We start from the raw sequence: 21,415 nt of genomic DNA, 5'->3' as shown, positions 1-21,415 counted from the left end.
TCACCGACCGGATCCGCGAACACATCAAACTCACCCACCCCACCGAACAATTCCCCTACGGCACCCGCGAAACCACCAACAACATCGACCTCGACCACATCCAGCCCTACAACCCCCTCGGCCCACCGGGCCAGACGAACACCCTGAACCTCATACCGCTGAGCCGCTACGGCCACCGGGTGAAGACGCACGCCGCCGGATGGAAAGTCCGCCGCATCGACGCAAAAACGATCGAATGGACAACACCCCACGGCTTCGTCTTCCGGGTCGACCGCACCGGCACCCACCGAGTCATCCAGGGAATGCCGGATGACTGAAGACCAGCGAGCCGAGCCACGGTTGCCGGGATTGTCGGGGCTGGCCGGGATTGTCGGGGCTGGCCGGGGTTGCCGGGATTGCCGGGCAGTCCGGGGATGCCGGGATCGCCACGGCTGCCGGGGTTGCCCGGATTGTCGGGATTGTCGGGGCAGTCCGGGGATGCCGGGATCGCGACGGCTGCCGGGACTGCCGGGGCTGGCCGGGACTGGCGCGCGAGACCGTGGTGAACGTGCCGGCCTGCGAGCGGGGCCCGACGTGGTCGGCTGCGGAAATCCCTCATTGCCACCTTGCGCCTGGGTGGTGTTCGCGGTCCGGGCCTCGAAGGCAGTGCGGATGGAGCCCGACCACGGCGAGGCAGACCACCTCCGCGCCGCTGAGCAGTGGCGGTCTACCGAGGCACGGGCCCAGCCTTGTTGTCGATCCCCACATAAAGTGCGGTCGAAAGGGCGATCGGATCGGCACTTCACTGGGGGCGCCGCCTGCTCGACCGGCTCTACGATCGGTACTTACGATCGGGTCTTCGATGTCCTCCGCCCGTGCCAGGGGATGAACCGCAGGCCATGCGTCGACTGTGTGCGTACCCCCTTGGAGAGCGCACGGATCTCAGAGAGGTTGGTGCCCTGGTGGAGGTAGCCGTCGAGAGCTTCGACGCGTCGCGGGGTGCGCGTCTGTCCGCCTACAGTGCCGTCTCCACCTCGCTGGCATTGTGCAGTGATCGCGTGCTGGGCGATCTCGTGGATGCGGCCGCGCCGATGGGTGTCGGCATCGGCGGGACCTCAGCGTTGCTAGAGGTGGACGGGACGCCGGTCTTCGTTAAGCGGCTGCCACTCACCGATCTCGAAAGGCAGCCGGAGAACGTCCGGTCCACGGCCAACCTCTTCGACCTACCGACCTTCTGCTACCCCGGCCTCGGAGTCCCGGGTGGCCCGGGATGGGGTGCTTGGCGGGAGTTGGCCGTGCACACCATGGCGACGAACTGGGTGCTCGCGCAGGAGCATGAGGGCTTCCCGCTGATGTATCACTGGCGGGTCCTGCCGCACCCCGACCAGGTGCTACCCGACGAACTAGCCGATGTGGAGAAGGTCGTTGCCTACTGGGAAGGCGCGCCGCAAGTGCGCCACCGGCTCGAGGCGCTCCGGGATTCCTCGGCGAGTATCGCGCAGTTCCTGGAGTACATCCCGCAGAACCTGCACGACTGGCTGGACGTTCAGGTCAAGGCCGACGCCGAGACGGCCGAGCAGGCCTGCACCATGGTGGCGGACGAACTCGGGGCCGGAATCTCCTTCATGAACGCCCGCGGCCTCCTGCATTTCGACGGCCACTTCCAGAACATCCTCACCGACGGCCAGCGGCTGTTCTTCACGGAGCACCGGACCTATGACCGCTCCTACGCCTTCACCCACCTGGTGCAGTGGCTCGTCATCCAGGCCTGCGCCCGAGGGGAACCGCCGAAGGGCATCCCGCCACAGGTCGCGGCGATCCTCACCCTCCACTCCCCACTCGCGGCAGTCATGACGGACTACTACCGCGAGTTCCGGTACGAGAGCCGGCTCCTAGTTGGGCCAGAGTTGGTGGACGGTTCCGGCGGAGCCGCCGCCTCGGCGGGTGGGTTCGGCAGCGGCGAGGAAGCCGCCGTTGGGCAGGATCTCCAGGGCAGCCACGGCACCGATCTCGGCCGCGGAGGTGAACGCGTCACCACTGGGGACGAGAGTGTGGCCGAAGGGCTTGAGGGCGGTGCCGTAGGCATCGATGAACGGCGGCTCGGCGGTGACGGCTGCCGAGTTGCGCTGGGAGGCGCGGGGCGCGGCGACCGCTTCGGGAAGCGTCATGCCGCGGTCGACGCGGTTGGTCAGGGTCTGCAGGACCGTGGTGATGATGGTCGACCCACCCGGCGAACCGAGCGCGAGGAACGGCTTGCCGTCCCGCAGCACGATCGTCGGGGACATCGACGACCGCGGGCGCTTCCCCGGCTGGATCCGGTTCGGATCGGCCTCGGCGTACACGGTGGTGAAGTCGGTGAGCTCGTTGTTCAGCAGGAAGCCACGGCCGGGGACTGTGATGCCGCTACCGCCGGTCTGCTCGATCGTCAGCGTGTACGAGACCACGTTGCCCCACTTGTCCGCGGCAACGAGGTGCGTGGTGGACACGCCCTCGGTGTCCCGGCCTTCCTTGGTTGCGGTGGTCGCGCCACACGTCCCGTACTGACCATCCGGTACGCCGGGCTTCAGCGGCTTCACCGAGGCCTTGGCCGGGTCGATGAGGCAGGAGCGCTCGGCACCGAAGCCGGGCGACAGCAGCTCCTTCGTCGGTACGTCGACAAACGCCGGATCGCCGACGTAGGCACCGCGGTCGGCGAAGGCCAGCGCTGAGGCTTCGAGGTAGGAGTGCAGCGCCTGCGGGGTCTCCATCCGGTCGAGGTGCAGAGGCGCGAGGATGTTCAGGGCCTCGCCGACGGTGGTGCCGCCGGATGATGACGGCGCCATCCCGTACACCTCGAGGCCGTCGTAGCGGACCTTGGTCGGCGCGCGGTCGATCACCTTGTACTTCGCAAGATCCGCAGTGGTCAGGTGGCCGGGCATCACCGGCAGTGCGGTCCCCGGGGTCTTCGGCGGGTTCTTCACCGTGGCGGCGATCTCGCCCGCGAGCGCGCCGCCGTAGAACGCCGGGAGCCCCTTCGCGCCGATCAGCCGGTAGGTGTCGGCCAGCTCGGGGTTCTTGAACACCGTCCCGACCTTGGGCGCGTCACCACCGGGCAGGAACAGCTTCGCGGTCGGCGCAATCGCGGCGAACCGTTCCTTGTTGTCCAGCGTCTGGCTGCGGAAGGTCGGGTCGACGACGAAGCCGTCCTCGGCCAGTTCGGCGGCCGGCTTCAGCGCCTTGTTCAGGGACAGCGAGCCCCATTGCCGCAACGCGCGGTCCCAGGTCGCGACTGTGCCCGGCGTTCCGACGGAGACCCCGGAAGTGACCAGGTCCGGCGTGAACTTGTACGGCTGACCCGTTGCCGGGTTGATGAACGCGTCCGACGGCATCGTCGCCGGCGCGGTCTCGCGGCCGTCGATCGTCATCACCCTGCGCTGCTTGGCGTTGTAGTACACGAAGTACCCACCGCCGCCGATCCCGGCGGAATACGGTTCGGTGACTCCAAGCGCTGCGGCGGTCGCGACCGCTGCGTCGACCGCGTTACCCCCACGACGCAGTACGTCGAGACCGATCTTCGTCGCATCGGGGTCGACCGAGGCGACGGCGCCGCCGTACCCGATCGCGGTGGGGTACTTGGTGCGCGCCTGCTGTTTCGGTGGACTCGCGGCCGCACCACTCAGACCGAATCCGGACAGGACGAGCGCACTCGCGGACAGGGACGCGACCAGCTTCTTCACCGGGTCTCCAGGAGCTCGAGCGACAGGGGGAACTCTCCCCCTGCCTACCCCGAACTCGGGCCGCGCGCCAGTCGCCAGGCGCGTCCGGCGGCTAGTTGATCGTGCAGGACGCCAGGAAACGACGTACCGTCTCGTCGGTCCACGCCGTGTTACCGGCCGGGGCCTCGACCAGCAGCCAGTCGTCGGCGAGCTTCACCTGGCCCGCCAGCCGGCCGTCCACCGTGCCGATGTGGAACGTCTTGCCGGCCTCATCGGTCACTCGGAGCTGAGTCAACGTCAGTGCAGTTTCGCGCCGCTCGAGGACTACCTTCGAGGAGACTTCCGAGGTCCGCATCTCCGGTTGCGCCAGTACGACGCGGTTCGCAGCGATCGGCGTCTCCGGGGCCCAGCCCACCGGGGCGAGCGTGCAGCCGATCGTGTTCCAGGTCTGTTGGTTGGCCGCCAGATCGACGCCGGTGGAGAACAACGAGATCGTGCCTTCGCTGGCCTTCGCGCTCGGTGCGGTCGATCCAGCCGGACTCCCGGAGGCCGCGACCGACGACTCGTTCGCCCCGCCGGCGACCGGCGGGTTGCCGGCGCCGCCCCACCACTTCACCTGGTTGCCGACCGCGAGCACAGCGGCCGACGCCGCGGCAACGCACAGTACGCCGGTCACCCGGCGGCGCCGCTTGATCCGGCGCAACGCCCGCCGCCCCCGCGCGACGTCCGCGTCGATATCCGCCGGTGGCAGCCCATCGGCGGCCTCCTCGGCGAACCCCTCCAGCAACTTCTTGACCTCGTCCACTGCTCCGTCCTTCTCCCGGCGCCTGTGCGGCCGGGATGTCAGCCACTCCCCGTTGCCTGATCCGGCTGTTCGTCGGTCATCAGGTCCTTCAAACGCTTGAGCGCCTTGGCGGTCTGGCTCTTCACCGTTCCCTCGGTGCACTCCAGGATCCGCGCGCAGGTCGCGACGTCGAGATCCTGGAAGTACCGCAGTACCAGGACCGCGCGCTGGCGGGGCGCAAGCTCCAGCAGCGCCCGCCGGACCGCGATCGTGTCCACCGGATCCGTCTCGTCGGCCAGTCTCGGCTCGAGCGTGTCGGCGGTCACCACCTCAGGGTGGCGGCCGGCCCGGCGGCGCTCGTCGAGGAACGCGTTCACCAGAATGCGGTGCGCGTACGGCCCGGCGCCTTCGTGCCGGATCCGGTGCCAGTGCACGTAGACCCGAGTACAGGCGGTCTGGACCAGATCCTCCGCGGTATGCGAATCCCCCGCGGTCAGCAACAGCGCCGTTCTCATCAGTCGGGTGCGATCCGCGAGCAAGTACTCACGGAACTCCGCCTCACGGTCACCCCCTCGCATCGACAGCCCCTGCTCCGGGGGCGATTTCTACCCCGACTACGTCATCGGCACCCGTTCGGTTGCCTGCGGCCAGCACATCGATCGCCTTGTCCAGCAGGGCGGAGTCGTCGTACCGGAGCCAGGTGATCCGCGGATCCTTGCGGAACCAGGAATCCTGCCGCCGCGCGAACCGGCGGGTCGACTGCGCGGTCCGCTCCCGGGCCTCGGCCTCGTCGATCTCGCCGTTCAGCAGGGCGATCACCTGGGAGTAGCCGAGGGCGCGGTTCGCGGTCCGGCCTTCGAGCAGACCGTGGTCGAGCAGCGACCGCACTTCGTCGACGAAACCTTCGTCGAACATGCGGTCCACCCGCCGGTCGATCCGCTCGTCGAGCACCGGCCGCGGGACGTCGAGACCGATCTGTACGGCGCCTGGGTAGACGTACCGATGGGCTGGGAGGGTCGCGCTGTACGGCGCTCCGGTGATCTCGACGACCTCCAGCGCCCGGACGATCCGGCGACCGTTGCTCGGCAGAATCTGCTCGGCCGCTGCGGGGTCGATGTCCTGGAGCCGCTGATGCAGAGCACCTGACCCGAGGTCTTCGAGCTCAGCCTCGAGCCGCTCCCGTACGGCGGGGTCGGTGCCGGGGAAGGTGAAGTCGTCGAGGATCGCCCGGACATAGAGCGCGGACCCTCCGGCCAGGACCGGAATTACCTGCCGACGGGTGCAGTCGTCGATCGCGGACCGGGCCAACTGCTGGAACTCGGCCACCGTCGCGGTCTCGGTCACGTCGAGGATGTCGAGCAGATGATGCGGTACGCCGCTCCGCTCGGGGCCGGTGATCTTCGCCGTACCGATGTCCATGCCGCGGTAGACCTGCATGGCGTCCGCGTTCACGACCTCGCCGCGCAGGCGTTTGCACAGGGCAACGGACAGGTCGGACTTGCCGGCCGCTGTAGGGCCGACGACCGCGACGACGAGTGGTTCGGCCATCGCTCCAGTGTGACAGTTTTCGGTCCGGGCCCGCTGCACCGGCCCCGGGGGGCCGTCAAGTCTGCACCAAGAAGCCTCGGGGTGGCCTTGTGGATGACCCCGGAAGACGGGTAGACACGACGCCAGTTCGCAACACCGGATTACGGGAGGAATGAAGCTGTGACGAATCCGTTCGAGGGAGAGTCCGATGCGGCCAAGGACGCATTGGGTCTGGGGGACGACGAGCTGGACGCCGCGAAGCGCAGCGGCGGTGACGTCGAACTGAAGGCGAGTGGTGGCGACGTGGAGTCCGGCGGTGACGTCGAGTCCGGCGGTGACGTCGAATCGGGTGGTGACGTCGAGTCGGGTGGCGGCAGCCAGGACTCCGGCGGCGACGTCGAGTAGTAACACCCGCTGAATTCCTGTCCGACAGTTCGCGGCGGTCCTAGGAGTTCGAGGCCGGTTGATGCAATCATCTACCGCTAGCTGTCAGTAAGCAGTTCACTACGCAGGAATGGGAGCCCCTGAGATGGGCATCTTCGACAAGTTCAAGGGCAAGGCCGAGGACCTGAAGGACAAGGCCGGTGACCTGGTCGATCAGCACGGCGACAAGGTCGGCGACGGTCTGGACAAGGCCGGTGACTTGATCGACGAGAAGACCGGTGGCAAGTACGGCGACAAGATCGACCAGGGTGTCGACAAGGCCAAGGACGGCCTGGATGGCCTCGACGGCCAGAACGACGACATCCCGGACGCGAACAAGCCCGCCTGAAAGCTTCCTCACCGAAGGGCCGCGAGCACCGCTCGCGGCCCTTTGTCGTTCGTCACCGGAGGCGGCGGGCTACCGCGGGGATGATGATGGCGGCCGCGATCAGGTGGGTCGTCATCAGGAGGGCCTTGGTGGTGGGGGCCGCGTCAGCGAGGAGGTCGGGGGTGAAGGAGAGGGCCGTCAGGACGACGGTGGTGCGGATCCAGGCGGTGCGCGGGCGGGCGGCGTACCGGCGGAGGGCCAGCGCGATGAGGAGGCCGAGGGTCGCGAAGATTGCGGTCGTGACGGCGAAGCCGGGGACCGGGATCGGGGCGCCGGAGACGTCGAGGCTGATACCGGCGGCCTGGCCGGTGGCGGCGACGGCCGCGGTGGCAACAGCTGCGAGGACGCCGGCTACGGCGCCGTCGCGGAGCAGGCGTCCGATCGACGGGGCAACAGTGGGGACGGTGGCGAGGGTTGCAGTCATGGTGAGCTCCGGGGCAGTGGACCGGCCCGTTGCCGGTCTCTTACCTATACGTCGAAGCGGACCGCCGTGAATTGACATGGGTAGCCGTGGGAGGCTCGGGGGATGGATCGGTTTCGGGTGGTGCCGGCGGCTTATGTGGTGTTGCGGCGGGGGGACGAGGTGTTGATGATGTTGCGGGCCAACACCGGTTACATGGATGGGTATTGGGCGGTGCCGGCGGGGCATGTCGAGGCTGGGGAGTCGGTGCTGGAGGCGGCAGTGCGGGAGGTTCGGGAGGAGGTCGGGGTGGAGATCGACCCGGCGGATCTGGTGCCGGTGACGGCGATGCACCGGACGGGCGGGAACGGGGAACCGATCGACGAGCGGGTGGACTTCTTCTTCACAACGTCGCGGTGGACGGGTGAACCGCAGTTGATGGAGCCGGGGAAGGCGGACGGGCTCGAGTGGGTCGCGCTGGACAAGTTGCCGGAGCCAACGGTCCCGCACGAGGCGCGGGTGCTGGCGGGGCTGGATGGTGGGCTTCCCGCTGTCATCGTCGAGGGCTTCAGCTGACTCACCGGCGTTGGCTCAGGGTTCTGGTGGCGTTCACCGGGGCTTGGGGGGCTGCGTTCTAATGTTCGCTGCGGTGTCAGGTAGCGACGTGGAGGCAGTTCATGGAACAGCAGTACGACGGGACGAGCCGGCGGCGGCTCTTGCAGGCAGGAGCGCTCGGCGCGGGGGCTGTGGTCGCGGGTGGGGTGCTGGATGGAGGGGCGGCTTCGGCAACGACCTCGTCGTACGGCGGGCGGGTTGATACGGAGCACCCGCGGTTCACGGTGGCCGTCGTACCGGACACGCAGTATCAGTTCGATCAGGATCGGGGTGACTCGGCGCCGCTGACGGCGACGTTCGAGTATCTGGTCGAGCAGCGGTCCGCGGAGAACGTGGTGTTCGTGGCGCATCTCGGTGATGTGGTGGAGAACGCACTGGCCTCGGAGTTCGCGCAGGCGGATCCGGTGTTCAAGGTGCTGGACCGGGCGCGGATGCCGTACTCGGTGCTGGCCGGGAACCACGACATCGACGGCTCCAAGGACGACAGTCGCGGCGACTCGCCGTACCTGCGGACGTTCGGGCCGCAGCGGTTCCGGCGGATGGCGACGTACGGTGGATCGACGGCGAACGGGTACAACTCGTACCACGTGTTCCGGGCGGCCGGGCGGCAGTGGTTGCTGCTGGCAATGGACTGGCGGCCGTCGGACGCGAGCTTCGCGTGGGCGCGCGCGGTGATCGCAGCGCATCCGCGGATGCCGGTGATCCTGACCATTCACGACCTCGTGTACGCCGACAGCGGGGTCGCGGAGTTCAGCGATCACGGGAAGCGGGTCTGGGACCAGCTGGTCAAGGACAACGACCAGATCTTCCTCACCCTGAACGGTCACTTCTGGCCGTCCGGCCGGCTCACTCGGCAGAACACTGCCGGGCATGACGTGCACATGCATCTCGCGAACTACCAGGACCGGTACTACGGCGGCTCCGGGATGGTCCGGCTGTACCACTTCGACCTGGCCCGGAACACCATCGACGTCGAGACGATCGCCCCGTGGATCCTCAAGCAGGACCCGGCCCGGCGCAACGAGCTTGCCGAGGGTGAGGTCGAGCTGACCGATGACGTGAACAGGTTCAGTGTGCCGCTGGACTTCGAAGAGCGGTTCGCGGGGTTCGCGCCGGTTCCGGTGCGGCCGGCCCGGCCTGCGAAGCAGTTGGTGATTCCTGGGACGGCGGCGTACTGGCGGTTCGACGGGCCGGTGAGCGGGCAGGTCGTCGACCAGTCAGGGCAGGGGAACCATCTGACCCGGGTGCAGCTCGCTGGGGGTGCGCCTTCCGTTTCGGCCGAGTTCCATCCGGAGCAGCCTGGGCATGCGAGCTGGTTGTTCCCGGGTGGGAAGAATCCGGCGCGTGGTGGGTATCTGAAGACGGTCGACAGCGCGCCGATCAACAAGCTGACCTTCCGGGGCGGGTACACGATCGAGGCGTTTGTGAAGCTGGCCGACGATGGGCAGGACCATTCGTGGGAGGGGCTGATCTCACGGCTGGGGACCGGGCGGGATGCCGGGAAGACGGGCAGTGACCCGGATGAGCCGGTGGTGAAGCTTGGGTTCTCGGGTGGGCGGCAGGTGCAGTGGGCGGTGTATCCGCTGGATCGCAACGACACGTTCACCAACTGGGGGCATGAGCAGGTGGCCGGGCAGTGGTTCCACCTCGCGATCGTCAACGACGGACGGCACAGCGTCCTGTACGTCGATTCGTCGGAGCTGCTGCGTAATCCGGCGACCCCGTCGAATGGGCTGGCGACGGTCGGGAAGCCGTGGCTGGTGGGTGCGGGGCACTACGCGAACGAGGTCGACCAGGGGTTCGCGGGGCATATCGGTGAGGTGCGGATCGTGGGTCGCGCGCTGAAGCCGTCCCAGTTCCTGAACGCGTGACGGTAAGAACACGTAGTGGTGCCCGCTGCGGCTGAGCTTCAGGCGTGGCGGGCGCTGCGGAATGGTGTCGGTGCGGACTAGTACCGTGTCGTTACCGACGGAGATGGCTGCGGATGAGCGCTTCCTGGGCGGGGAGCAGCGCCTTCTCGGCGGGAGTCAGGGTGATGTTGTTGCTGCGGGCATCTAATGCCGCGGTGAGGCCCGGGGTTGGGTCGATCGAGTTGGCCAGGTAGGCGGTCAGAGCCTCGCGGAGGAGCGGGGAGAGGTCGGCCCAGGTGGGGTCGAGGGCTACCTGGGCGAAGATGACCGCCGTCATCGCGATGTCGAATTCGGCCGTGCCCTCTTCGGCGTTGCACCAGTCGATGACGATCGGGCCGGCGGGGGTGGCGATCACGTTCTCGGGGTGCAGGTCGCCGTGCACGACTACGAGGCCCGGGGTGCCACTGGGGGCGGAGATCGCGTGCAGGCGGCGGTGCAGGTCGGCATGCAGTACGCCGAGCTCGGTGGCGGTGAGGTCACCGGCGACGGCTGACTCGGCGAGCGTGGGACCGGTGAGCCGCTCGATCACCATGTCCGCGCCGTCGACCTCCCGTACGGCGGGCACGGGGTAGCCGAACTTCGCCACGTGCCGCATGAAGTCGGCCTCATCGCGCACGGGGTGCCCATTCCGGTACCTGCGCACGACCCACGCCTCGTCGAGTGCGTACACATCCGCATCCCGCCCCGCCGCGAACGGCTCGGCGTCCGCGGGAAGGAGCGGAGTCGCGCCGGGTTCCGCCGCCGGGTGAGCGGCTGCGGGATCCGGGATCGACGAGCTCATCCGATTTGGCAGCCGCCAACGGCGGGTTCGAGGGGCTTGGCGCCGAGCGTCGGCATGCCGAGCATGACGCCGGGGGCTGATGACGAGGGCGCGTCCTGGAGGCGTTCCCAGGCGTCGCCGGCTCGGGTGCGGCGGATGGAGCCGAAGGTGTCGGCTACCAGGTGGTGCGGGGCGGCGTAGGTGACCTCGACGGTAGCTACGTCGCCGGGGCGGGGTGGTTCGACGCCTTCTGGGAGGGCGAAGTGGACGAGGCGGTTGTCGCGGGCCCGGCCGCTGAGGCGGTGGGTGGCGGCGTCCTTGCGGCCTTCGCCTTCGGCGACCAGGACCTCGAGGGAACGACCGAGGGTCAGCTTGTTCTCGGCCCAGGCCATGTCGTCCTGCAACGCGACGAGCCGCTCGTACCGCTCCTGGACGACCGCGCGCGGGACCTGGTCCTCCATGGACTCGGCCGGCGTACCGGGACGCTTGGAGTACTGGAAGGTGAAGGCGCCGGCGAAGCGTGCCTCGCGCACGACGTCGAGCGTGCCCTGGAAGTCTTCCTCGGTCTCGCCCGGGAAGCCGACGATGATGTCGGTGGTGATCGCCGCCTCCGGCATCGCCGCGCGCACGTCCTCGATGATCTTGAGGTACCGATCGCGCCGGTACGAACGCTTCATCGCCTTCAGCACCCGGTCCGAACCGGACTGCAGCGGCATGTGCAGCGAGGGCATCACGTTCGGCGTCTCGGCCATCGCCTCGATCACGTCCGCGGTGAAGTCGCGCGGGTGCGGCGAGGTGAAGCGGACCCGCTCCAGCCCGTCGATCTCCCCGCAGGCCCGCAGCAGCTTGGAGAACGCGTAACGGTCGCCGAACTCCACGCCGTACGAGTTCACGTTCTGGCCGAGCAGGGTCACCTCGAGGACGCCTTCGGCGACGAGCGCCTCGACCTCGGCGAGCACGTCACCCGGGCGGCGGTCCTTCTCGCGGCCGCGCAGCGCGGGGACGATGCAGAACGTGCAGGTGTTGTTGCAGCCGACGCTGACCGAGACCCACGCCGAGTACGCCGATTCGCGCCGCGTCGGAAGGGTCGACGGGAACACGTCGAGGGACTCCAGGATCTCCACCTGGGACTCCTCGGCGATCCGGGCCCGCTCCAGCAGCACCGGCAGCGAGCCGATGTTGTGGGTGCCGAACACGACGTCGACCCAGGGAGCCTTCTTGGTGATGGACGCCTTGTCCTTCTGCGCCAGGCAGCCACCCACGGCGATCTGCATCCCCGGCCGCTTGGCCTTGACCGGCGCCAGGTGCCCGAGGTTGCCGTACAGCTTGTTGTCGGCGTTCTCCCGGACCGCACACGTGTTGAAGACCACGACATCGGCCTGGTCGCCCTCGGGCGCGCGCACGTACCCCGCGTCCTCCATCAGGCCGCGCAGCCGCTCGGAGTCGTGGACATTCATCTGGCACCCGTAGGTGCGGACCTCGTAAGTACGCATAACAGTCACCAAGAGTACGGCGCGAAGTAGACAAATCCCTATCGGGGACCGGAGGGGTGACGCCGTCGCCGGTAGCACTTCCTGCGGGAGGTTGTTGCGGTGCGGCAGGTTCCGGACACTGATGAGCACGATCGTGCGCAGGGTGATGGGCCTGTCACGGTACGCGCCGGTTCATTGCAGATCGTTACCACCACGGAACCGACCGGCGATGCGACGGCCCCCCGGGCTCCGCTAGGTTCTGGCCATGAGCGATTCCGGCACCTTGACGCAAACGGGTCTGGTGGCCCTGACCGGCGTCAACAAACATTTCGGCGAACTGCACGTCCTGAAGGACATCAACCTGTCCATCGCCAAGGGCGAGGTCGTCGTGGTGATCGGCCCGTCCGGGTCCGGCAAGTCGACGCTCTGCCGCGCGATCAACCGGCTCGAGACGATCGACTCGGGCACCATCGAGCTGGACGGCCAGCCGCTGCCGAGCGAGGGCAAGACCCTGGCCACGCTGCGGGCCGACGTCGGCATGGTGTTCCAGTCGTTCAACCTGTTCGCGCACAAGACGATCCTGCAGAACGTCACCCTCGGCCCGCTGAAGGTCCGCAAGATGGACCCGAAGAAGGCCGAGCAGCGGGCCATGGAACTGCTGGAACGAGTGGGGGTGGCCAGCCAGGCGTCGAAGTACCCGGCGCAGCTGTCCGGCGGCCAGCAGCAGCGTGTCGCCATCGCCCGCGCGCTGGCGATGGACCCCAAGGTCATCCTCTTCGACGAGCCCACCTCGGCGCTCGACCCGGAGATGATCCAGGAGGTCCTGGAGGTGATGATCGACCTCGCCAAGCAGCAGATGACGATGGTCGTGGTCACCCACGAGATGGGGTTCGCGCGGAGCGCGGCGAACCGGGTGGTGTTCATGGCCGACGGCGAGATCGTCGAGCAGGCCGACCCGGAGACGTTCTTCACCAGCCCGACCTCCCGGCGCGCCCAGGACTTCCTCGGCAAGATCCTGAAGCACTGAGCCTCCGCCCGCGGCCGTACCCAGCAATCACACATCAAAGGGGAACCTGAAATGAGAATGCGTCACCTCGTCGCCGGACTCGGCGTCGCGGCGCTCGCGCTGACTGCGACTGCCTGCGGTAAGGAAGAGCCTGCGGCCGGAGGGGGCGGCAACGCCGCGTCCGACTCCTGCGGCACCCCGCACAAGTTCGAGACCGCGTCCGGTGTGGACGTGGCCGGCAGCCCGGCGTTCGCCAAGATCAAGACCCGCGGCAACCTGATCGTCGGCGTCAAGGCCGACCAGCCGAACCTCGGCTACAAGGATGCCGACGGCAAGCGCTGCGGCTTCGACATCGAGGTCGCCCGGATGGTCTCGGCGAACCTGGGCTTCGACCCGGACAAGATCGAGTACAAGGAGATCCCGTCCGCGAACCGCGAGACGGCCATCGGCGGCGGTGAGATCGACTACTACGTCGGCACCTACTCGATCACCGACAAGCGCAAGGCGCTGGTCTCCTTCGCCGGCCCGTACTTCGTCGCCGGCCAGGACCTCCTGGTCAACAAGGCCGACACCTCGATGGACGCCGGCAAGACCGCCCTCAAGGGCAAGAAGGTCTGCTCCGCGACCGGCTCGACCCCGATCCAGCGGGTCAAGGACGAGCAGCTCACCGAAGCCAGCAACATCTCCGAGTTCAAGACCTACTCCGAGTGCGTCTCCCAGCTGCTCGACAAGAAGGTCGACGCCGTCACCACCGACGACGCGATCCTCAAGGGCTACGCGGCCACCGCACCCGACCAGCTCCGCGTGGTCGGCAAGCCGTTCAGCACCGAGAAGTACGGCATCGGCCTGCCCAAGGACGACAAGGCGCTGCGCGACCAGGTGAACACCATCCTGGAGAAGTCCGCGACCGACGGCACCTGGAAGGCCATCTACGACGAGACGCTCGGCAAGTCCGGCTCCCCGGGCACCCCGCCGGCACTCGAGAAGTACTGATCCACCCCCCGGCCGCGGCGTCCTCACCGATGCCGCGGCCGGGCTCTGTACGAGGCTTAGTACGAGGAAGGTCGCGATGCTCTCGGTTCTCACCGACAACTGGGATCTGTTCCGGGACGGATTCTGGCTGACGATCAGGTTGTTCCTGGTCTCCGCCGTGCTCAGTTTGGTGCTCGGCACCATCCTGGCCGCGTTCCGGGTTTCCCCGATTCCGGCGCTGCGCGGTGTCGGCACCGGCTACGTGAACACGCTGCGGAACACCCCACTGACGCTGGTCTTCGCCTTCCTGTTCTTCGGCGCGGCCAAGATGGACCTGGCGCTGCCGTCGCCGTACTGGGCGGGTGTCGGGGCGTTGACGATCTACACCTCGGCATTCGTCTGCGAGGTGGTCCGGTCCGGAGTGAACACGGTCTCCCCCGGCCAGTCCGAGGCCGCCAGAGCGGTCGGTATGACGTTCTTCCAGGTCCTGACGCTGATCGTGCTGCCGCAGGCGTTCCGGGCGATCGTGCCGCCGCTGTCCAGTGTGTTCATCGCGCTGCTGAAGAACACCACGATCGCGGCCGGCTTCTCGCTGGCCGAGGCCGGTGCGATTCCGTTCTCGATGTCCGAGCGCGGTGAGAACCAGCTGCTCACGCTGATCTGGATCACGATCGGCTTCCTGATTCTGATCGTCCCGCTGATGTTCCTGCAGCGGTGGGCCGAACGACGGACGGCGGTGGCCTGATGAGCACGGTGCTGTACGAAGTCCCCGGTCCCCGGGGCAAGGTCCGGAACCGGGTCTCCAACCTCCTGGTGGTGCTCGCCGTCGCCGGCGCCGCCGCCTGGCTGATCAACCGGCTGTACACCCACGGTCAGTTCGAGGGCCGGCTGTGGCGGCAGTTCCAGTACTCCGCCATCCAGGAGCAGCTGCTCACCGGCCTGCTGAACACGCTGCGCGCGGCCGGGCTGGCCGCCGTACTGGCACTGCTGTTCGGTGCCGTCTTCGCCGCGGCACGGATCAGTGACCACAAGTGGGTCCGGGTCCCGGCGACGTACGTCGTCGAGCTGTTCCGGGCGATCCCGCTGCTGATCCTGATGTTCTTCTTCTACTACGCGAACATCCAGTTCCACTGGGGACTGACCCCGTTCTCGGCAGTTGTCTTCGGCCTGACGCTGTACAACGGATCGGTGCTGGCCGAGATCTTCCGGGCCGGGATCGCCGCCGTACCGAAGGGTCAGCGGGAAGCGGCGTACGCGATCGGTCTGCGCAAGAACCAGGTCGTCCGCCTCGTTCTGCTGCCACAGGCGATCAGCGCGATGCTGCCGGCGATCGTGTCCCAGATGGTCGTGCTGCTGAAGGACACCGCGCTCGGGTTCATCATCACCTACGCCGAGTTGCTGTACGTCGCCAAGCAGATGGGTGGCCGGTTGACCTACGGGTTCCCGTACATCCCGACGTACATCGTCACCGCGATCGTCTACATCGGCCTGTGCTCACTGCTGTCGGTCCTGGCCCGCTACCTCGAAGGCCGCTCGCGGCGCCGCCGCAAGATCACCGGTGCCCCGCCGCCCCTAACACTCGACGAAGGCGACGCCTCCGTCGCCGGACGGTCCTAGAACGACTGAAGACCCCCTTCCGCAGCCGGGAGGGGGTCTTCGCCGTTCGACGCAGGAGGTTTCTTCTCACGTGAGATTTCTTCTCCCGCGTCAACGAGTTATCGCTGTTGAGACGCCTCGCGAACGGGGCCACACCAGGTGCCGAGCGCCTCGACAAGGCCATCGATGCCAGCGGTGCTGCTCCAGCCCACGTAACCGTCCGGACGCACCAGCATGACCTCTGGTACGGCGATCCGCTCCCCCTGCGGAAGCGTCCATTCCGGAACGGTAGCGGTGCCGGTGACCAGATCGATTCGACCAGCCCAGCCCTCGGCCACGTCGGAGAGGTCCATGCCGTCGGTGAGGACAACCAGCAGTGGGCGCCCACGGCGCAGCAGCTCGAACAGCCGGACATCACCGTCGGTGGTGCGTACGTGAACATCCGGCAGACGCATGCCGGCCATCCCACCCGCCTCGGACGGGTAGCGCAGAGCGAGCGCCGAGATCATTCCGCCCAGCACTTTCGTCACCGTCGGCTCGGTGGCCAGCCACCTCATCGTCTCGCGCAACGGCCGGTGGTGTTCGTCAGGGCGGTTGAGCGCGACCTGGGCGCGAGTGTTCTTCTGGACGATCTCGCCAGCGAAGTGTCGTTCGGTGTGGTAGGTGTCGAGAAGGTCCGCGGTGGCATCGCCACGTACCACCGCGGCCAGCTTCCAACCGAGGTTCGCCGCGTCCTGCACTCCCGTGTTCAGACCTTGTCCGCCGGCGGGGAAGTGCACGTGGGCGGCATCACCTGCGAGCAACACCCGCCCATCCCGATACCTGTCCGCCTGCCGCGTCGTGTCCCCGAACAGCTTGACCCGGTCAGTGTCGTGCAGCCCGAAGTCACTGCCGATCACCCGACGCATGGCCGCCCGCAACTCGTCGGCGGAAGGCTCACGCTCTGCCAGCGACGGGTCGTATTCCACGACGCCCACGCGATACCAGCCCTCTGCGGCCAGCAGTATCGTGTAGTGGCCGTTCGTGCCAGGACGGTCAAAGGGAAATCCCTCGATGACCGGTGGATCGTCCATCACCACCGGATCGGCGGCGATAGCCGAGAGTGTGGGGTCGGTTCCGGAGAAGCCGATACCGGCGAGCTTGCGCACGGCGCTGTGCCCTCCATCGCACCCGACGACGTAGTCGGCGTGGATCAGCACCTCGCCCTCGGCGGTCTGCGCACGCACCACCACCTCGTCGGCGTCCTGGCTGAGACCGATGACCGCCGTGCCCCACGTCGGCCTGACGCCTAGCTGCGTCACACGCTTCTCGAGCAGCCGTTCGACGCGATCCTGGAACAGTTGCAGCGCATAACGGTAGGGAACGTCGAAATCTTCGAGCGACAGCACGATTCCGCTGTAGTGAGCGTACTGACCCGGCGATCCGGCGGCGAGCATCGGCTCCAGATACCCGCGCTGGTCGAAGACCTCCAGGGTCCGGCTCTGCAGTGAGCCGGCCCGGCGATCGTCCGTGCGCTGCGAGGCCTGGTCGATCAGCAGGACGTCGACACCTCCCACCCGCAGCTCCCCTGCCAGCCAGAGGCCGACCGGACCGGCACCCGCGACGACGACCTGTGTCCGTATCTCTCGCATCTCTCTTTCCTCCAATTGTATTTTCTAGGCTTTGATAAATCCGCTGGCTGCGATTTATGCCATGTTCGGCCGCTTGATTTGATGGATGAGTTGTTGCCCGCGCACCGGGAGTACTTTCGGCGACATCTCGACGGGCGGCGTCTTTGTGTTTGGGGGGCAACAGGTATCTCGTGCAGGCGGTGTGACAATCACCCACGGCGTTGATCGAGCACAGGTTCGAGATGATCGCCGCTGACGACCCGTTCGAGCAGGCCAACGCAGCCGACTCGCCCCCCTGGTCGGTCAGCGGCTTGCGATAAGGCTAACGGTACACTACCGTTTCGATCGTGCCACTGTCTCCGACCAATGAGCCCGCGCCCGTGCCCGAACCGACCGACCGGCCGCGCACTCCGATCCCGCGCGGCGCCGCTGCCCGGGATCGACTGCTGCGCGCGGCCCTCGATCTGCTCGCCGACGAGGGTGTCGGCGGATTCACCATGGAAGCCGTCGCTGCACGGGCCGGTGCCAGTAAGGCGACTGTCTACCGACGCTGGTCCGCCCGCGCCGAGTTGCTTGCCGAAGCCATGGAGCGGATCTCCCAAACGGATCCGACGCCGGAGACCGGTGAACTCCGATCCGATCTGGGCACTCTGCTGATTGGCATGCACACCCTGCTGAGCACTCAGCCCTTTCCTCGTCTACTCTCCGCATTCATCGACGCGGCGGAACGCGATCCCGCTCTCGCGACCCTTCACGTTGAGCTATCTGAGCGGCGCAGGGAGCCGCTCCGACAAGTGCTACAGCGAGCACGTCAACGCGCAGAGATCCCACACAGCGCCGACATCGAACTGGCAATCGATCTACTGACCGGGCCGACGTTCTTGCGGCGCCTGATTCTCCACCGGCAGAGCTCTACGGCTGAGGTGTACACGATCGTGGATTACGTACTCGCCGCCCTGCGGCACGCACCTCCCGTCAACAGCGACAACACCGACAACACCGACAACAGCACCTAACGGCGTGCACCTGGGCTCCGGCCCAAACCGCCTCCGGACGTCCTGACGGATCGCAGCCTCGAGTCGGTCGTTCGCTACACGGTGGCGATTGCTTTCCGGCAGGGTTCCACAGACGTTGTCGAGCGGACCGGCCTTGTTCGTTCGATAGCCGGCGGAGACGAAGAACTTTTCGGTCTGGCAGCGTCAGCTCGTCAGCCCCGCCAGAAGACAGGCACACACGACGTCGGCTTGGTGAAATCACGGTGAAACCGTCGGGAGATGCTCGCCGCCTACCGTCTCCGGCATGAGATCTCGAGGAATGCTGATCGGCCTCGTTGCCGTACTGGTGGGGAGCCTGCTGCAGGTGGCGAGTGCGTCGGCGTCGGGGCGGGTGACGTATGTGGTATCGGCGCCGTTCTACGCGGGCGCGGACAAGACTGGCTCGGGATGGGCCAGTTGCCCGGCTGGGAGCAAGGTGACCGGTGGGGGCGTTGACAGCTCTACGCATTCGATCGACGCAATGACGTCGGGCTACCCGACGAATGACGGGACCGGTTGGGCAGCCAGCATCATCCACGGCCAGGCAGGCGCGAGCTTCACGGTCAGTGCTGTCTGCGTGAGTGGGCTCAGCGGCTACACGATCGTGAGCTCACCGAACCAGGTCGCGCCTGGAGCGACCTCCGGAACCTATGCCGCCTGCGCCAACGACCAGCAGCTCGTCGGAGGTGGCGCCGGCCACGATTCAGCGAAGTTGACCCTTCGGCACACGACCTACTACAAGACGAGCACAGAATTCGCGGCCGCCAAGCCCCCGCCACCCAGCTACGACGCGTGGGTCGCGCGCTACTTCAACAGCGACACCGTTGCCCACATAGCAACAACATTCGCGATCTGCGCCCGCGGGATTGCCGGCCTCAGCTATCCGGCATCGGCAGTCTCCGACATCCGCACAAACGTGGATTGGGCGGAGGCCGAATGCCCCGCTGGGACCGAACCACTCGGCGGCGGCGCCTTCGGCCCGATCATCTTGGGAATGGGCAACAACGGGACCACCTGGGACGTCGCAGTCTCCCTCGATCTCGTCCACCTCCCGCAGGAGACCAAGTACCAGGCCGTCGGCGTCTGCGGCAGATAGCTGTCTGCCGACCATCCGATGGGCGTACCAGGTAGAGCCATGGTGATGTCTCCGGTGTCCTCGCACAGCGGCAGGGGCGGACCCTGTGAGCGCCATCCGGTCAAGGGCACGTGGTGTTCCTCGCCGACATGAAGCGGGCGAACGCGACGAGCCTCCACGCAGTTCGCGCCCGTGGGGGCTTCTCCTTGCCGGAGGCAGGATCGCCAGCGGCACATGGTCGTGTCGTACAACCCGACCTGCGAGACATAGACCCCTCCAACGGACCTCGTGGGAGGGTGGGGGGATGCGGTACGTGGAGGCTCCGGTCGGCGCGGCGGGCTTGGGTCGGCACCTGGGGGAGCTGGCGGCTACGCGACTCAACGGGGGTACAGCGGTTGTGCGACTGAAGGCGGTGGATGTGCGGGCGCCGGACGAGTGGCTGTTCGGGGATGCCAGCGGCGACCCGTTCGAGGCCGTGCGGGACTGTTCACGACTGAGGCAGCGCGTGCGGCGCGGCCGAAGGCGCGCTCTTGACTACGCAAGACGTAGGTCCAGCAACCGGTCCGAATGCACCCGCCACCCTGTCCAGGGCCTGGACACTGGCGCGGATCGAGTTCGAATTCAACAGGCGACCACGGATCATCCTCAACGACCGAGCACACGGAGTCGGTCGTGAATTTACCGGCCAGAATGGCCGATATCATCTTGGAGGCGTGTCGTGCCGGAGTCGTTCGCTGATCTGCTCGCCAGGACCACAAGAACGGCGCTCAAGCTGGAGTTCCGCGATCAGTACATGATCGAGGACCCAGGTCATCTCGCGTGGCAGGCCGGCGACCTCGATGGCGCCGTCGAAGCCTATGCAGAATGGACTGAGACCGCTCGACAGGCGACCACCCGAGGAGTCGAACTCAAGCGCGTGCGGGTCGTCAGCGAGCCTGTGTCTGACTACATCCGATTTGAGCACGCCGTCACCCAGCGGGTGAACATCGATGCCGGGGAGCAAATCCGGTGGGTGGCTCGGCAGCGAGTGTCAGCACTCGCGCTGCCCGGCAACGACGTCTGGGTCTTTGACGGGTCCTTCCTTCAGTTCTACTTCTTCGCGGGGGACGGGCGATACACAGGCGATCAGGTAACCGCCGATTCAGAAGCCGTCAGACTATGCGAGGCGGCCTTTGGGGACTGCTGGGAGCTCGGGATCGACCACAGCAACTATGCCGCAGACGGGGTGACAGCCGACTAGCCCTTCCGCTCGTAGGTTTGCGATGTCTGAGTCTCAGTTCTCAAGCGCTCAGAGCGCGCACCATGCTCTCGCCAACCGGCTGCAGGAGATCAGGCTCGACGCTGGTCTGACAGCGCGGGCACTGTCTACTGCGGCCGGTTGGCATGAGGCGAAGACGTCGCGAATCGAGCACGCCAAACAGCGGCCGAGCGAAACCGATCTGCGAGCCTGGTGCTACGTCTGCTCCGTTCCGAAGCTGATACCAGAGCTCGTCGCCGAGGTCAGGGCAGTCAACTCGATGTGGCTCGAGTGGCGCCGGGCTGAGCGAACCGGGCTGAAACAACTGAACGTCGCCGTCCGCGATATCTACGAACGTACGCGCAAGTTTCGGTCCTACTGCCAGACCATGATCCCCGGCCTCCTACAGACGCCGCAGTACACCACCGCCGTCCTGGAATCGGTGCGGGACCGTCGGCAGGTTGCAATCGACGACGTAGCCGCGGCCGTTGCCGAGCGCGTCGAGCGGCAACACATTCTCCGCGAGAGCGACCATACCTTTGCTTTCGTGCTCGAGGAGGCGGCGCTGCGCTACCAGGTGGGCGGCCACGCCGTCCTCGCTGATCAGCTCCGGCACCTGCTTGACGTATCGACACTTCCGTCGGTCACCCTTGGAGTCATCCCGACGACCGTAGACCGCTCGACGCGTTGGCCGGTGGAAGACTTCTACATGTTCGACAACAGCCAGGCGAATGTGGAACTTGTGTCCGGATTCCTTACGGTCACGCACCCACGCGAACTAGCGATGTACGCGGAGACCTTCACCGCGCTGTCGAGCTTGGCGGCGTACGGCGCAGCTGCGCGTCGCCTGATCACAGACGCATTAGCGGAACTGCCCGCCGTGGACGACGGTGGCTGACGCCAAGCTAAGCAGCTAAGGCTTCGTTTCGACC

At 67.1% G+C, this 21,415-nt stretch carries 21 protein-coding genes and 1 pseudogene; 13 read left to right on the top strand and 9 right to left on the bottom strand.

Translation table 11 applies throughout. The annotated features are described in order from the left end of the window. Nucleotides 1-317: pseudogene (locus tag E1261_RS45250) on the top strand (hypothetical protein); the annotation flags it as partial. Between the two features lie 1,065 nt (nucleotides 318-1,382). On the opposite strand, the gene E1261_RS45245 reads toward E1261_RS45250, so the two are convergent. From E1261_RS45245 to miaA, 5 genes are all read right to left on the bottom strand, one after another. Continuing rightward, the gene (locus tag E1261_RS45245; protein ID WP_238176168.1) at nucleotides 1,383-1,688 is read right to left on the bottom strand and encodes a hypothetical protein; all 306 of its coding nucleotides are present in this window, start codon (nucleotides 1,686-1,688) and stop codon (nucleotides 1,383-1,385) included. A gap of 183 nt (nucleotides 1,689-1,871) precedes the next feature. Further along, complete coding sequence (ggt, locus tag E1261_RS12685; protein WP_132406106.1) at nucleotides 1,872-3,695, bottom strand: gamma-glutamyltransferase; 1,824 nt, start codon at nucleotides 3,693-3,695, stop codon at nucleotides 1,872-1,874. Nucleotides 3,696-3,786: 91 nt separating this feature from the next. Then, nucleotides 3,787-4,479 (bottom strand): hypothetical protein, encoded by a 693-nt coding sequence (locus E1261_RS12680; protein WP_132406104.1) that lies wholly within the window; start codon nucleotides 4,477-4,479, stop codon nucleotides 3,787-3,789. A gap of 38 nt (nucleotides 4,480-4,517) precedes the next feature. Further along, nucleotides 4,518-5,036 carry a sigma-70 family RNA polymerase sigma factor gene (locus tag E1261_RS12675; protein WP_132406102.1) on the bottom strand — a complete coding sequence of 173 codons (519 nt, stop codon included), beginning with the start codon at nucleotides 5,034-5,036 and terminating at the stop codon, nucleotides 4,518-4,520. Then, a complete protein-coding gene (gene miaA, locus E1261_RS12670) occupies nucleotides 5,023-6,006 on the bottom strand; it encodes a tRNA (adenosine(37)-N6)-dimethylallyltransferase MiaA (protein WP_132406100.1) in 984 nt (327 codons plus the stop codon). Before miaA ends, E1261_RS12675 begins: the two co-directional genes overlap by 14 nt. Nucleotides 6,007-6,165: 159 nt before the next feature. On the opposite strand from miaA, the gene E1261_RS12665 reads away from it, so the two are divergent. Both E1261_RS12665 and E1261_RS12660 read left to right on the top strand, forming a co-directional pair. Beyond that, nucleotides 6,166-6,390 carry a hypothetical protein gene (locus E1261_RS12665; RefSeq protein ID WP_132406098.1) on the top strand — a complete coding sequence of 75 codons (225 nt, stop codon included), beginning with the start codon at nucleotides 6,166-6,168 and terminating at the stop codon, nucleotides 6,388-6,390. 109 nt (nucleotides 6,391-6,499) lie between these two features. Continuing rightward, entirely contained in the window at nucleotides 6,500-6,757 is a 258-nt protein-coding gene (locus tag E1261_RS12660) for an antitoxin (RefSeq protein ID WP_238176167.1), read from the top strand. Between the two features lie 52 nt (nucleotides 6,758-6,809). On the opposite strand, the gene E1261_RS12655 is transcribed toward E1261_RS12660, so the two are convergent. Next, nucleotides 6,810-7,220 (bottom strand): DUF6069 family protein, encoded by a 411-nt coding sequence (locus E1261_RS12655; RefSeq protein WP_132406096.1) that lies wholly within the window; start codon nucleotides 7,218-7,220, stop codon nucleotides 6,810-6,812. Nucleotides 7,221-7,322: 102 nt separating this feature from the next. Between E1261_RS12655 and E1261_RS12650 the strand changes: the two genes are divergently transcribed. Both E1261_RS12650 and E1261_RS12645 read left to right on the top strand, forming a co-directional pair. Continuing rightward, on the top strand, nucleotides 7,323-7,772 hold the full coding sequence (locus E1261_RS12650; RefSeq protein ID WP_132406094.1) for an NUDIX hydrolase: 450 nt from the start codon (nucleotides 7,323-7,325) through the stop codon (nucleotides 7,770-7,772). 101 nt (nucleotides 7,773-7,873) lie between these two features. Continuing rightward, on the top strand, nucleotides 7,874-9,682 hold the full coding sequence (locus tag E1261_RS12645; RefSeq protein ID WP_132406092.1) for a LamG-like jellyroll fold domain-containing protein: 1,809 nt from the start codon (nucleotides 7,874-7,876) through the stop codon (nucleotides 9,680-9,682). 91 nt (nucleotides 9,683-9,773) lie between these two features. Here the strand turns inward: E1261_RS12645 and E1261_RS12640 are convergent, their stop codons facing one another. Together E1261_RS12640 and miaB are read right to left on the bottom strand one after the other, a co-directional pair. Continuing rightward, nucleotides 9,774-10,502 carry a phosphotransferase gene (locus tag E1261_RS12640; protein ID WP_132406090.1) on the bottom strand — a complete coding sequence of 243 codons (729 nt, stop codon included), beginning with the start codon at nucleotides 10,500-10,502 and terminating at the stop codon, nucleotides 9,774-9,776. Then, on the bottom strand, nucleotides 10,499-11,974 hold the full coding sequence (gene miaB / locus E1261_RS12635; RefSeq protein ID WP_132406088.1) for a tRNA (N6-isopentenyl adenosine(37)-C2)-methylthiotransferase MiaB: 1,476 nt from the start codon (nucleotides 11,972-11,974) through the stop codon (nucleotides 10,499-10,501). Before miaB ends, E1261_RS12640 begins: the two co-directional genes overlap by 4 nt. Nucleotides 11,975-12,251: 277 nt before the next feature. Here miaB and E1261_RS12630 point away from each other — a divergent pair, with 277 nt between their 5' ends. From E1261_RS12630 to E1261_RS12615, 4 genes are all read left to right on the top strand, one after another. After that, a complete protein-coding gene (locus E1261_RS12630; protein WP_238176170.1) occupies nucleotides 12,252-12,980 on the top strand; it encodes an amino acid ABC transporter ATP-binding protein in 729 nt (242 codons plus the stop codon). Nucleotides 12,981-13,031: 51 nt separating this feature from the next. Then, entirely contained in the window at nucleotides 13,032-13,952 is a 921-nt protein-coding gene (locus E1261_RS12625) for a glutamate ABC transporter substrate-binding protein (protein WP_132406086.1), read from the top strand. A gap of 76 nt (nucleotides 13,953-14,028) precedes the next feature. Beyond that, entirely contained in the window at nucleotides 14,029-14,676 is a 648-nt protein-coding gene (locus tag E1261_RS12620) for an amino acid ABC transporter permease (RefSeq protein WP_132406084.1), read from the top strand. Continuing rightward, nucleotides 14,676-15,548, top strand: a complete 873-nt coding sequence (locus E1261_RS12615; RefSeq protein WP_132406082.1) for an amino acid ABC transporter permease — start codon at nucleotides 14,676-14,678, stop codon at nucleotides 15,546-15,548. Before E1261_RS12620 ends, E1261_RS12615 begins: the two co-directional genes overlap by 1 nt. A gap of 98 nt (nucleotides 15,549-15,646) precedes the next feature. Here the strand turns inward: E1261_RS12615 and E1261_RS12610 are convergent, their stop codons facing one another. Continuing rightward, entirely contained in the window at nucleotides 15,647-17,158 is a 1,512-nt protein-coding gene (locus tag E1261_RS12610; RefSeq protein ID WP_132406080.1) for an FAD-dependent monooxygenase, read from the bottom strand. A 359-nt stretch (nucleotides 17,159-17,517) separates the two neighbouring features. Between E1261_RS12610 and E1261_RS45930 the strand changes: the two genes are divergently transcribed. The 4 genes from E1261_RS45930 (at nucleotide 17,518) to E1261_RS12590 (ending at nucleotide 21,381) form a co-directional block, all read left to right on the top strand. Then, the gene (locus E1261_RS45930; RefSeq protein ID WP_238176166.1) at nucleotides 17,518-18,153 is read left to right on the top strand and encodes a TetR/AcrR family transcriptional regulator; all 636 of its coding nucleotides are present in this window, start codon (nucleotides 17,518-17,520) and stop codon (nucleotides 18,151-18,153) included. Between the two features lie 283 nt (nucleotides 18,154-18,436). Next, a complete protein-coding gene (locus E1261_RS12600; protein ID WP_132406076.1) occupies nucleotides 18,437-19,267 on the top strand; it encodes a hypothetical protein in 831 nt (276 codons plus the stop codon). A gap of 697 nt (nucleotides 19,268-19,964) precedes the next feature. Continuing rightward, nucleotides 19,965-20,486, top strand: a complete 522-nt coding sequence (locus tag E1261_RS12595; protein ID WP_132406074.1) for a DUF6879 family protein — start codon at nucleotides 19,965-19,967, stop codon at nucleotides 20,484-20,486. A 22-nt stretch (nucleotides 20,487-20,508) separates the two neighbouring features. Further along, entirely contained in the window at nucleotides 20,509-21,381 is an 873-nt protein-coding gene (locus E1261_RS12590; protein WP_132406072.1) for a helix-turn-helix domain-containing protein, read from the top strand. Nucleotides 21,382-21,415: the final 34 nt, after the last annotated feature.

The sequence above is a fragment of the Kribbella albertanoniae genome (genome assembly GCF_004348455.1).
GTDB lineage: Bacteria > Actinomycetota > Actinomycetes > Propionibacteriales > Kribbellaceae > Kribbella > Kribbella albertanoniae.
This window is presented reverse-complemented; position numbering and strand designations above follow the sequence as displayed.